This is a genomic window from Noviherbaspirillum malthae, assembly GCF_015352985.1.
Lineage (GTDB): Bacteria > Pseudomonadota > Gammaproteobacteria > Burkholderiales > Burkholderiaceae_D > Noviherbaspirillum > Noviherbaspirillum malthae.
In genome coordinates, this window is the sequence record NZ_JACYXF010000030.1 from 56,341 (window position 1) to 68,401 (window position 12,061).

Annotated in this window: 14 protein-coding genes and 1 pseudogene; 10 read left to right on the plus strand and 5 right to left on the minus strand. The window is 53.1% G+C overall.

Features of this window, described 5'->3' with window-relative positions; all coding sequences use genetic code 11:
- Positions 1-45: 45 nt before the first annotated feature.
- Together IGW03_RS23845 and IGW03_RS23850 are read right to left on the minus strand one after the other, a co-directional pair.
- The gene (locus IGW03_RS23845) at positions 46-1,245 is read right to left on the minus strand and encodes an FAD-dependent monooxygenase (protein ID WP_194725028.1); all 1,200 of its coding nucleotides are present in this window, start codon (positions 1,243-1,245) and stop codon (positions 46-48) included.
- A gap of 76 nt (positions 1,246-1,321) precedes the next feature.
- The gene (locus IGW03_RS23850; protein WP_194725029.1) at positions 1,322-2,296 is read right to left on the minus strand and encodes a Bug family tripartite tricarboxylate transporter substrate binding protein; all 975 of its coding nucleotides are present in this window, start codon (positions 2,294-2,296) and stop codon (positions 1,322-1,324) included.
- 103 nt (positions 2,297-2,399) lie between these two features.
- Here IGW03_RS23850 and IGW03_RS23855 point away from each other — a divergent pair, with 103 nt between their 5' ends.
- Positions 2,400-3,326: a LysR family transcriptional regulator gene (locus IGW03_RS23855; RefSeq protein ID WP_194725030.1), complete on the plus strand. Its 927-nt coding sequence runs from the start codon at positions 2,400-2,402 to the stop codon at positions 3,324-3,326.
- Positions 3,327-3,397: 71 nt separating this feature from the next.
- Here the strand turns inward: IGW03_RS23855 and IGW03_RS23860 are convergent, their stop codons facing one another.
- From IGW03_RS23860 to IGW03_RS23870, 3 genes are all read right to left on the minus strand, one after another.
- Positions 3,398-3,922 (minus strand): hypothetical protein, encoded by a 525-nt coding sequence (locus tag IGW03_RS23860; protein WP_194725031.1) that lies wholly within the window; start codon positions 3,920-3,922, stop codon positions 3,398-3,400.
- A 527-nt stretch (positions 3,923-4,449) separates the two neighbouring features.
- Entirely contained in the window at positions 4,450-4,851 is a 402-nt protein-coding gene (locus tag IGW03_RS23865; RefSeq protein ID WP_194725032.1) for a site-specific integrase, read from the minus strand.
- 5 nt (positions 4,852-4,856) lie between these two features.
- Positions 4,857-5,183 carry a hypothetical protein gene (locus IGW03_RS23870; RefSeq protein WP_194725033.1) on the minus strand — a complete coding sequence of 109 codons (327 nt, stop codon included), beginning with the start codon at positions 5,181-5,183 and terminating at the stop codon, positions 4,857-4,859.
- Positions 5,184-5,365: 182 nt separating this feature from the next.
- Here IGW03_RS23870 and IGW03_RS23875 point away from each other — a divergent pair, with 182 nt between their 5' ends.
- The 9 genes and pseudogenes from IGW03_RS23875 to IGW03_RS23915 form a co-directional block, all read left to right on the plus strand.
- The gene (locus tag IGW03_RS23875; RefSeq protein WP_194725034.1) at positions 5,366-6,400 is read left to right on the plus strand and encodes a DNA-binding protein; all 1,035 of its coding nucleotides are present in this window, start codon (positions 5,366-5,368) and stop codon (positions 6,398-6,400) included.
- A gap of 108 nt (positions 6,401-6,508) precedes the next feature.
- On the plus strand, positions 6,509-6,799 hold the full coding sequence (locus IGW03_RS39070; protein ID WP_194725035.1) for a tyrosine-type recombinase/integrase: 291 nt from the start codon (positions 6,509-6,511) through the stop codon (positions 6,797-6,799).
- A gap of 839 nt (positions 6,800-7,638) precedes the next feature.
- The gene (locus IGW03_RS23885; protein ID WP_228536014.1) at positions 7,639-8,427 is read left to right on the plus strand and encodes a S1C family serine protease; all 789 of its coding nucleotides are present in this window, start codon (positions 7,639-7,641) and stop codon (positions 8,425-8,427) included.
- Positions 8,428-8,899: 472 nt separating this feature from the next.
- A complete protein-coding gene (locus IGW03_RS23890) occupies positions 8,900-9,124 on the plus strand; it encodes a hypothetical protein (protein ID WP_194725037.1) in 225 nt (74 codons plus the stop codon).
- 25 nt (positions 9,125-9,149) lie between these two features.
- Entirely contained in the window at positions 9,150-9,593 is a 444-nt protein-coding gene (locus tag IGW03_RS23895) for a hypothetical protein (RefSeq protein WP_194725038.1), read from the plus strand.
- A 127-nt stretch (positions 9,594-9,720) separates the two neighbouring features.
- Positions 9,721-10,680, plus strand: a complete 960-nt coding sequence (locus tag IGW03_RS23900; protein WP_194725039.1) for a DUF4238 domain-containing protein — start codon at positions 9,721-9,723, stop codon at positions 10,678-10,680.
- On the plus strand, positions 10,677-11,117 hold the full coding sequence (locus IGW03_RS23905; RefSeq protein WP_194725040.1) for a hypothetical protein: 441 nt from the start codon (positions 10,677-10,679) through the stop codon (positions 11,115-11,117). The genes IGW03_RS23900 and IGW03_RS23905 overlap by 4 nt, the downstream gene beginning before the upstream one ends.
- 35 nt (positions 11,118-11,152) lie before the next feature.
- The gene (locus IGW03_RS23910) at positions 11,153-11,374 is read left to right on the plus strand and encodes a hypothetical protein (protein ID WP_194725041.1); all 222 of its coding nucleotides are present in this window, start codon (positions 11,153-11,155) and stop codon (positions 11,372-11,374) included.
- An 86-nt stretch (positions 11,375-11,460) separates the two neighbouring features.
- Positions 11,461-11,933 (plus strand): annotated as a pseudogene (locus IGW03_RS23915) (IS5 family transposase); the annotation flags it as partial.
- Between the last annotated feature and the right edge of the window lie 128 nt (positions 11,934-12,061).

Here is a 12,061-nt window from a genome sequence, read left to right on the forward strand (position 1 = left end):
GCACAACCTATGAGCAGGTTGCTGCCATCAAAACCAGTGTCATCATCACACCGATACATCGTCGACGTTATAACGAAACAGCCAGTCATAGCGTTCTCTCACCTTGTCTTCGGCCCATTCGCGGTCGACGTATGCAGCTGCTCCTTCGGACGAGGCAAGTGCACTATTATGAAAACGCTTACCGTTTTCAGTGGAACGCAATACGATACGCGTAGTGCGTTCAATACGGGCTTGCTCGTATCTTTTCAACGCATATTCAATATCGCTTTCGTAGTGCTCAATGCAGCGACTGATAATATAGCCGTCCTCGATTGCCATTACTGCGCCTTGGGCGAGAAAAGGCAGTGTTGGATGGCAGGCGTCTCCCAGCAGAGTGACACGTCCCTCAGACCATTGCATGAGCGGTGGACGCGCCATGAGTGCCCATTTGTAGGGAGTATCAACGTGGCTAATCAACTCATGCACGTCTTCATGCCAGCCCTTAAAGTCACCATGACACTCTTCATGGGAACCTTTCTGCGTCCATGACTCAACTTGCCAGTCATCGCGCTCAACGATACCGACAAAATTCATCAGCGTGCCGCCATGTAGCGGATAGTGAATCACATGCGCACCGGGACCAACCCAGTTAGTGCCAACAGGGCGTCGCAGTCGCTCTGGCAAGCGTGCCATTGGAATGACGCCCCGCCATGCCAGCATGCCCGAAAACGAAGGCTTATCGGAACCAAACAGCTGTGCCCGAACGTTGGAATGTACTCCGTCAGCGCCAATCAGTACGTCGCCGCGCAGCTCGTTCCCATTTTCGAGCTTTAAAGTCACGGCATCGGCTGATTTTTCAAAGCCGGTACATTGCGCACCGAGCATGATTGCATCGGATTTGACCTTACGAACGGCATCGGCGAGTACTTTATGGAGATCAGGGCGGTATATCGTGAAATACGGGTATCCATAATCCGCTACAGAAGTTTTCCCTAGATCAAACAATTTCCAATTCTGTCCAGTATTCCAGAGCCGGATCTCTTTCCCTTCCGGTTCGCTCGCGAGAGCTTTAAGGTTGTCGCCTACCCCGAGCTGATACAGTGCGCGCAATCCATTTGGACTTAGCTGCAGTCCGGCGCCCACCTCACGCAGCTCGGCGGCCTGTTCACAGACTTGCACGTCATAGCCGCGCTTGAGTAGGGACAGCGCCGCCGTCAGACCGCCAATGCCGGCACCGGCGATAAGAATACGTACCTTCCTTGTCATTTTAAACCCTTGATCGTCATAACTTTATAGGTGACTCCCGCATTGCTGGCGGAATAGGAATGGTGTACGGCCAAACCTATTCAAGACGGATGTTTTTTTCCTTGATGATCTGGCTCCACTTAGCACTTTCCGACTTGGTTTTGTCAGCCAATTGCTCGGGCGTCGACGGTGCCGGCGTAAAGCTGGCCTGCTTCATCTGCTCCAGAACCGCCGGCTCCTTCAGCGCTGTGGTGGCCATACGGTTGAGCGCCGCAATTACATCCGGTGGTGTGCTGCGTGGCGCAAATAATCCGAACCACGTCGCGGCCTCGAAGCCGGCTAATCCACTTTCTTGCATCGTCGGGACTTCCGGCAGCTCCGGCAGACGTTGTTTACTTGTTACCGCGAGCGGACGTAAGCGACCGGCTTTAATCATCGGTAGCGGCGCAGTCGGAGTATCGACCATCATGTCAACGTCTCCAGCCAACAAGCCGGTCATTGCTGGAGCTGCACCTTTATAGGGAACATGTTGCATGGAAAGTTGGGCTGCGCTTAAAAAAAGCTCTGTGGTTAAGTGAGGCGAACTACCGGCGCCGGGTGAGGCAAAGTTGATCTTTCCGGGCTCTGCCTTGGCTTTTGCCATCAAATCAGCAAGCTTAGTGAATGGCGACTTAGCATTTACAAACAGCACATAAGGCTGGGTGGCAATCAGTGAGATTGGTGAAAAGGAGGCGATGCCATCATAGGAAAGCTTGGGATACAGGTGCGGCGCCATTGCGTTGGAAGTGAGGCCGCCCCACAGTAAGGTGTAGCCATCAGCCGGAGCCCTGGCCACTTTAGCTGTCCCAATCGTAGTGCCTGCACCAGCAACGTTTTCAACGATAAAGGTGCCGCCCGACTGCTTTTGAAAGGACTGGGCCAATAGGCGTGCACTGGCGTCAGTGGCACCGCCCGGAGCATAAGGCACCACAATTGTGACGGGGCGCTCAGGGAAACTAGCTGCTAAGGCACTAGTTGTACCAAATGCAAAAGCTGCAAGGACGCCGATGCCTATCGGAGCTAAGAAATTCATTGTATGTCTCCTCATATACGGCCGTGGTTGGTCTCCATCTATTTAACCGCATCTGGATCAAGAATATAATCGCAATTATCTTCTCAACTAAGAAACGTTAGTCATGAATGTTACACAGCGGCAAATGCAAGCGTTTCTTACGATTGCCCGCTTGAGTAGCTTTACTCGAGCCGCAGAGCGCTTGCACATCACCCAGTCTGGCCTGAGCGCTATGATGCGTGACCTTGAAGAACAACTAAAATGCCGTCTCTTTGATCGGACAACCAGGTCAGTAAGTCTTACTGCAGAAGGAACCCAACTGGTACCTGTAGCGAGCCGCATCGTTGCTGAACTGGATTCCGTCTCGGATGCGATCAACCGGACATCAGGTCGCGCACAGCGTACCCTCATGGTGGGGGTCACGCCTATCATCGCCAACGGAGTCATGCCGGCCGCAGCCGGGACGTTCGCTCGAGCGTACCCGCAAATCAATCTTCGAATCAGGGATATGAGCCCCCAGGCAATTCAAGAAGGAGTATCGAACGGGGTGCTTGATGCCGGATTCGGTGCTTTCTTCAAGCCAACGTCTGGCATAGAGCGGAAACCGCTGGCCGCATTCGCTTTGACTTATGTTTCGCCTATAGAAAAAGAGATTAGGGTAACTAAGCGGGACGCCAGGGTTTGCAAGGTAAAGTGGTCGGCATTACACGATAAACCGCTAATTGGCTTGCCGCCAGAAAATCCAGTGCAGGAGTTGATAGAGGAGCACTTGCGCAAGATTGGGCGAGGTGATGAAGACAGGCCTGTGTACGAAAATTTTCAAACCTTGCTGGCAATGGTGGAGGCCGGTTTTGGCGTGACGGTACTTCCATCTTTTATTACGCCGGTGTGCAAGCGCTATAGGGTGCAAACTTCAGTGCTAACGGAGCCGGTGGTATCAGTGAGCTATTACGAAATTACAAAAAAGGGCCGACTTCGTCCTGACTCTCTTTCGACTTTAGCAGCTGCCATGTGCGCTGAATTCCGAGAGCATACAGCAACGAAGCTATGACCACATACTGGTGTCTTACTCGGAATACGAATGGAGCGGCGGCAGTAGTTAGATAGAGAAGAGGGATAATGTTAAAAGTTGTACCCTAATCTTATTGTTGAGGCCGCGCGTGGCTCCTCTGCGTCTGAATCGTATTGGCCTGCCTTAGCTTGGAAGCTGATAGATTGATTCAGCGAATTCAGAAGGAGAAGCCTGCGTACCGTTCGTCGGATGTCTTCATATGCGTTTTCCTTGCCCATACTCGAAACCAATTCCAGCATATTGATGAATGCTGTCGCGCCAAGTGATCCGGCGGCAGTCTCGATGCCTTGCAGGATCGCCGGCGAATATTTGACTTCACGTCCCAAGGCAAGCAGGAACGGCACTTGGTAGGATTTCGGGTTGCTCCTCACCAGCTGCAGCAGGTCAAACATTCGGCCCTGATCGAAATGAACCCCACAAGTCACTAGGCTGAAGTCTTTCGCCAGGAGTGTTTCGGCGTCTTGAAAGGAATGGCAAACCAATAGATTGAATTCGTCGTCCAAGACATCATGAACAAGCGGGGTGTCTTGGGGACTGACAGCAATCAGCAGGGTGGGCTTGCCGATCTGATCCATAAAGGCCCTGTGGAACAGCTATTGACAATATGCAACATAAACGCCGGGGCTTGCTTTGTCAAAGTCTTTTACGAATTCTGGGCGGACAACGACCTATAGAGGGTCTGGTGACAGCTGGGGGCTCCTTCCATATCCGGAAAAAGCGAGGCTCGACCCTACTAAGGTGAGACTTTTCGCAAACACTTTACCATTGAAGGTTATGAAAAGGCCTTCAACAGCACGCCGAACGTTATTCGGGATCGCTGCGAGCCGGTATTGAACGTTTTTTTATCTTGGGGCGTTTTGCTAGTGGAAAATTCAGCCTGCGTACTCATTCTGCCGAACGATCGAGCACGAGCATTTCGCTGATGCGATGCTTCGCGAATGGATCGCCACTGTCGACATAGCGCATGGCCGAATATACATCTTTCCAGCCAACATATTTCATCAAAGTTTTCACGTCCCAACCATCGGTACTGGCCCGGCTAGCAAAACCGCGCCCAGTGAATGGGCGCTGTAGAGTTCAGGCGACACAACGCCCGCTTCTTTCAGGATCGAGCGCAGCAGCGGTACCAGACTGTCGATGTGCAAACCTTCTTCGCCGACATGCCACCAGCGGTCGATACTCCGAAAACCGTAGCATCACTGATCTGGGCAGCGCCCACCCATGCCAGGTAAGCTTCGACCGAGCAGACGTGGGCCAGAGCTGGCGCTTTGAACGTCGTTCCCGTGATCTGCCGATCAGTCTTAGTGACCGGGAGATAACAGGTCATACCCTTACCCGGCACAATCTCCCCATGCTCGGCTCGCAGCCGAATCAGTTCATCGCTGCGAAAGCCACGCCAGAACCCGAGCAGCAGCAGGGCTCGGGTTTGTAGATATCGGACCTCGGTTCCGCGGTCATTTTTCTTCTTCGGGGCCGCGATCGCATTTTCAAGCCAGTGATTCACCTCAGCTAACCGCTCCAGTTGCAGCGGCTTGGCGCGTTTTTCTTGGGCCGGATGGAGTACTTGGACAGCTCTAAACCCTTTTTCACGATCGGCACTTTGGTTGGATCGGGAAAGCCTTGGTCCAAGTGCCATTGGGCGAAGGCGGCCAGACGCTGGCGCAGCGTATTGACCGACAGCGTTTCGGCATGGTCGACCAAGTAGCGGGCGACGCTCTCCGCGGTGGCTGGCAAAAAGCCACCCCATTCGACTTCGAAGTGCCGAACTGTGCCTTGATAGGCCTTGCGGTTGTTATCACGGGTCGCGGCATTTACGTACTGGTCGAGTGTGGACATCCTGTAGCTGGCCGAGTGGGAACTACAGATCAAAACACAAGAATTTACCCGAATACGGCGTCAATGCTGGTTAATCCGACATTATCCAATCACAGAGAATGGGCATATTTGACGCACTTATCATTGAAACTCGTAACGTAAATTTGTATCATGTAATGCGTAATTAAATATCGAGGTATGCTGTGGGGCGATCAGGGCTATATAAAACAGACGTAAAACAGGCGCGCGAGATTCTCCTCGCCCAAGGCAAGCATCCCTCCGTCGATGCAGTACGTATCGCTCTCGGGAATACCGGCTCCAAAACGACCATTCACAAATACCTGCGAGAGCTTCAGGAAGAAGAGGGTATCGACCGTAAATCCTCGATCAGCGAGGTGCTGCAGGATCTGGTTGAGCGCTTGGCGGGTCAGCTTCAGGCTGAGGCCAACGAAAAGCTCGAACAAGCGACTGCAAAGCATCAGGAGCAAGCCCGCGCGCAGGCCGAGCTGATTGCTGAGTTACGTGCCGACGTGAGCGGTCTTACAGGGCGCCTTACAGAAGCCCATCAAGCTTTGGCGCAGGAGCAGGGCGCTCACGCCAGCACGCGTGAAGCCCTCGGGGATTTGACGGTAACACACCGTGCTGCCGAACAGCGCATTGTTGGCCTGGAAGAGCGGCTGTACGAGAATGAACAGCACCGCCAGTCTTTGGAGCAAAAGCACGAACATGCACGGCAGTCGCTCGAGCATTACCGCAGCTCGGTCAGGGAGCAGCGGGAGCAGGATCAGCGGCGGCATGAACAGCAGGTTCAGCAGTTGCAGGCCGAGATGCGGCAGCTACAGCAATCTCTGGTGGTCAAGCAGGAAGAAGTAACACGGCTGAACCAGGAAGGAGTGCGTCTGGTATCGGACTTGTCTCACGCACGGAAATCCTTGCATGACGAACAAGCCAATAGCCGGCAGCTTGTACAGCGGTTGGAAGCGCTACAGGACGCGGAACAGCGTGCGCGTGTCGTTGAAGTGCAGCTGGCGGAGAAAACCGTGCTGTCCGAGCGCTTGACCGAGCAGCTGGCCACAGCGACGGCGCAAGCGGAGGGATTCTTCCGGCAGGTGAGGGAACTGGAATTGTCGCTGGCGACCACGCAAGCCAGGATGGAGGCACAGCAGACTTTGAATGAGGAGTTGCGCAGCTATCTCAAGCAGCAGCAGAACCGCACTGAGAAGGACGACGGCCTGTGATCTCCCAAAACTGACGAAGGCCTGTGATCCATAACGGACAACAGGCCTTGCAATATGGGGTGCTTTCGTTTTTGCTGCGGTGTACGACGTTAGCGGTAGCCAGCATCCATGTCCGCCTACCTTCGCAAACTGCACCAAAAGCGAGTGGACCCAGATTCCCCTGCGGCGGACCAGCTACGCGCCGCCTCGCCCCACTGGTTGCGGCACACCTTTGGCAAGGCCAGTCTGTTGGCTGGTCAGAACGTAAGCGAAGTGGCGAGTGCGCTTGGCCATGCTAGCCTTGAAACTACCATGATCTATACCGAGCAGGAGGCCTTGGACTTGATTGCAGCCGTTGAGCGAGCGCGTCCAGGGTCACTTGCTGCGGAAGGAACTCTAGAGCAAGGAGATTTTCAGTAATCGGGACCCAATACAGCGAACCACTTATCTATAATCTGTCATTACTATCTTTTACGGTTCAAAGGAACAAAATTGTGCGTAGCGCTCCTAAGTTTGGCCTCTGTATTGCGTTGGTGGCAGCCATTCTTCCAGCGGTTGGCTTGGCAGCGAACTTCGTTCCATACTACCGTTCGTCTTTAGACGTTCTGATCGATTTGGATAGTTTTGAGCGGTCCGGATCGATTGTAACGTATCGGATTCAAAGCCCGAAGGGGCTACGAAACAGTGATGGCAGCTGGGCATCTGCACAATTGTACGTTGTGGCAGATTGCGAAACACGTCGACGTAACGAATTTTATGCACCACAGCATCAGCTAAATGTACCACTACATGCGATTTACCCACGTACCCGTGAAGATGTCGAAGTTCGGGTTGCGTGTAATGAGATCTCGGCGGCTCAGCTACCGGTCGATTTCAGTTACTTTGGAATGCAACAGCAGGCCGGTTCACCAAATTCACCGGCCGCTAGTACTCCACATCAGAACGCGACTGGCGCAGTGCGCCTTTACCGCTACGCTGGTCGTATAAATCTAGATAGCGTCCAGAGACGAGGTGATCTTATAGTCTATAAGATTAAAGCCGGAAATCGGGACGCGACTGGTCAGGCGGTCTTAGAAGAACGGATCGTCTTAGCGGATTGCAGGAAGCGCTTACGCGGAGAGTTCATCGAAGTACCTGCCAGTCGACCGCCATTGTCGGACGTTTTTCTAGGTACGCCAAACGACAGCGAGCTGAAAATTGTATGCGGGGAAGTGGAACCGCCCATAGACATTGTAATGTTGCCCGAGTCTCCACCTAGCATGGGGATACCGGATCCACAGGCAACGCAAACAGCCCCAGTCTTACGATCCCCGAGGCCGGCCGCACCTCTGCCGCCACCGGCTACAGCGCAAGCCCCGACTGTACGGTCCCCCGCTCCGTCCACGCAACCGGTCGTACCTCCACAAGCCGGTACAGAGAAACCAACCGAACGTAAGGGCTCAGGTAGCGGCTTCATCGTCAGTGCCGGGTATGTGGTCACGAACGAACACGTAATAAGCGGCTGCCGGAAACTTACGGTAAGAAGGGGAGAGGGCCGGCATGAGGCACGTTTAGCGCGTGCTCGTGCATCTATGGATTTGGCGTTGCTTGAGGTGCCAGCATTGAAGGCCACCAAAGCACCAGGTATCAGAACCAATGCGCTTCTCGGTGAAGACGTAACCGTAGCGGGACATCCACTTTCAGGGCTGCTGAGCGCGGACATCATCGTCACATCCGGTCAGGTGAACGCGCTTTCGGGCCTGCGGGATGACGTTCGGTTGTTACAGATTTCAGCACCGATTCAGCCTGGGAATAGTGGCGGCCCTCTAGTCGATACTTCTGGAAATATTGTCGGTGTTGTAGTCTCGAAGCTTGATGCTGCTCGGCTTCAGAAAATGATTGGTGATGTCCCGCAGAATGTAAACTTTGCGATAAAACCGGAGTTTCTGCGAGAGTTTCTTGGAACCGCAGATGTGACCTACCAAACTGGCCAGTTAGGGCGACGGCTAGAGAACTTCAAGATCGCTCAGGTGGCTCGGACCTTCACTGTGCAGGTTGAGTGTTTTTAACATGAAATCGGTCCCACTGTGGGAAGTAAGTACTGCTTGATCGTCAAGCTTCCATTAGGAAACTTTGATGCGATGCCGTTGTCATACGTACATGTGTATTTTGGAAGAATTAACTAGATGGGAAGGCTTGTGTACGTTAAGGTTAATCAAAGCGAAAAAGGGGCTCATCAATATTTACAGATTGACGGGGTACGCGTCGGCGACATTTGGCGTGAACACCTAAGGATCAAAGACGCAAAGGGAAATCAGTGTGAAAAATGGCGTTGGTTCGCTAGGCCAGAGGGAATTACAACTGTTCTTGGCGAGGCTGTCTCCTCAACCGGTGACAAGGGCTTTGGATCAAAGGATAGGGCTGTAGACGCACTAATATCCGCAGCTTGTCAGATTGACAACGATTTTCTCATTACGGTGGTGTTAAAACGATAGCTACAGAACGGGCGTGCCTATGCGCCTGCGGTAAAGGAAGGGCAAAATGACAAGTAAACTTACAAAGGCATATGAAAATGCCAAGGTTGGTGACACGTTTTGGATCCGCTCGGACGCTCAAAGCGTGGAATCGCTTTCGACGTTTCAAGCAGTGGTGCACGCTGCAAACGTCATGAGAAACGACGGCTTGATCCATGTGGTCCGATCCCATCAAGAAAGCACAACCGGAAAGCGTTTCATTGATGCGCTTCAGCTAACCAAGCTCAAGTAAAGCATATTGCGAGAACAGGAAGATCATGCCGGTTACGGAAATTAGTTGTGCTGATGATCTCGCTGCTTTAGCAAGAGAAGCCCTCGATCAAATCTGGACGGACAAGCGCTTTAGCGACCTGATCGGTGCGGTCCTCATGGCGAACCACGTAGCGGACTGGTACTTTCAAGTCGATCTCGGAAGAAAATTTGATGATGCAGCGAAGCGGGCCATGAAGGCGACCTATCCGGAGTGGGACGTGATACGTCAGCTGGCGAATGGGACAAAGCACTGCAAACTGGAAGCACCAGTCCGGGCGAAGCGTAATGAACTTCAATGGGAGCACGATGACTTCTGGGGCTCGCCTGGACACGTGGGCAATGATGGCCTTGACTGGTTCGTTGACTATAACGGTACGCAGCGATCAGTAGCCGTTGTGGTCAAGACGTTTCTTGAACAGTTTGAGGATTCTACGAACCGACCAACTTGAATTGTTCATATTGTTTCTCCAAATATCGAATCATAGCGTTCGTGATCGGAGAGACCAGTGCCAACGCAGGCAGCCTTGGGACCAGCGGTTGAAAAAATGGCAAACTAAAATAGAGCAGTAGCACGGTATGACAACAAACCAAGCACGTAATCATCATTGGGTACCGCAGTGTTACCTAAAAGGCTTTGCCAAGAGCCCCAGCAAGAATGCCAAGCTTTACGTTGTCGATAAAACATCTCGAACCTCATTCATGGCAAGTCCACGCAATGTTGCGTCAGCGCGTGACTTCAACCGGGTTGATGCAAAGGGTGTGGCACCCGACCACGTTGAGTCTGGATACGCAAGATTCGAAAGCTTGGTCGCACCGGCACTGCGCAACATGAGCCAACGCTATGGATTCGGCAGCGGCGGCGACCAAAACCTCGTACTGAATTTAATTGCGCTGTTGGCGGTTCGAACGCCCCGCATGCGGGAGAATGTTCGTAGTTTCCACGACCAGATCGCTCGAAAGGTAATGTCTCTCAACGTGGCAACGCGGGAGCGGTACGAAGCTAGTTTTGGACGGGCGGCGGAGGACGGCTATATTGATAAGAATGAATTGGTTTCCTACGAAGCTATGAAGGATTTCGTTGTTCGAGGTGAATACAACATCAACGTTGGGACCACACACCATGTCGCAAACGAATTGGAGCTCGCGGAGGCTGTCTTGCCGCTCTTGGCAAAGCGAACATGGACTTTTATCCGAGCGGGATCAGGAACTGGTGGGTTTGTCACATCAGACCATCCAGTCGCATTGCAATGGACTGAACTAAAGCCACGTGGATTTCATTCCTCTCCTGGTTTTGGCTTACGTGGTACAGAAGTACTGTTCCCGGTCTCGCACGATCTGTTAATGGTCGGAGAATTCGGCGGCAGCGGAGGCCTCCTTGAGGCGAATCGGGAGCAGGTAGCATTCGCCAATTCTGCATTGATCTTTCATGCTACCCGTCAAGTATATGCGCGAGACGATAAATTTATCTATCAGCGTTATGATGGGGAGTTAAGACGGGGAGACGACTTGGTTAAAGATTTGCAGGCGCAACCATGACGGATATCACGAAAATTCGTGCGATCGCTGAAGCATGTCGTTCTGGTTTGGAGAGCCTTACTAACCGGGCTGAGTCTGGTTTTTTTGGATTCCCTACGGCCACGTGTGGTTTTTCCGCCGAGATTGTCGGTCGTCTCCTCAAAGAGAAACTGAACTTTGATGGGATTTATGTCAATGGTGATGGACATCCTCGCCTCACACCTAGCCAATCACATGCATGGTATGAGGTAGGCGATTACATTATCGATATCACTCATGACCAATTCAAAGGCACCGGTCTCTCTGGGTGGGTGTTCAAGCGCGGCGAGGGGTGGCACACACAATTTGCAAACGTGTGCCGTCGGGAAGGCTTCTGCATGCCGAAGGGCTGGCCGTGCTACCCATTTGACGGATACCAAGCAGCACTGGATGAGGTCTTGAAACTAGAGGCTCCGTAGAAGTCATAGTCGCTTGAAAAAACGCTAGGAAGAACATGCCGCGCCCAGTTAAACAAAGTCTTGCAGATCTTGACGTCATGGCCGAGGCGGTCGAGCGTTTAAAGCATGTCATGTACGCTAAGGCATTCTACGAAAGGCGTTATGAAGATGCGCTCGCCCGGGTCATCCGTGATCTCGGCGATCCTTGGACCTATATGCACAAATTTATCGACAATAGGGAGTGGTTGATTCTTCTACTCCGAGAGCAATTTAACTAGGGCGTGTCATCAATTGAACCCGAGGCAGCTTGTTCGGTCATTTGCACGGTGTGTGCAATGATCGCGGCGCGTAGTGCCGAACAGTGATAACAAGACGTTATGGATTACGGGACGACCAGTGGGAGCGGATCAAGGATTGGCTGCCCGGTCGAGACGGACATGTTGGCAGGACGGCCAAGGACAACCGCCTGTTTGTCGAAGCGGTGCTGTACCGCTATCGAGCGGGCATTCCCTGGCGCGATTTGCCGGAGCGTTTTGGGGATTTCCGTGTGATCCATACCCGGCATACCCGCTGGAGCAAGAGCGGCGTCTGGCAGCGCATTTTCGAGACGCTGGCGGCCGATGCCGACAATGAATACGCCATGATCGACTCGACCATCGTGCGTGCGCATCAACATAGCGCAGGCGCGAAAAAAGGGGCTCTGCCGCCGAAGCGATCGGACGCAGTCGCGGCGGGCGGAGCACGAAGATCCATGCCACCGTCGATGCGCTGGGCAATCCGACCGGCTTTCACCTGACGCCAGGACAAGCCCATGATCTAGAGGGTGTTGATGCCTTGTCCCCCGGTGTCAGGATAGTTGTCGCGTCACCTGATTTGAGTCGTAATGAATCCGGGGCGGGCAAAGAGGCGAAGTGAAAGCGTATTCAGCGGAACGGAAAGAAGCAGTACTACGACGGATGATGCCG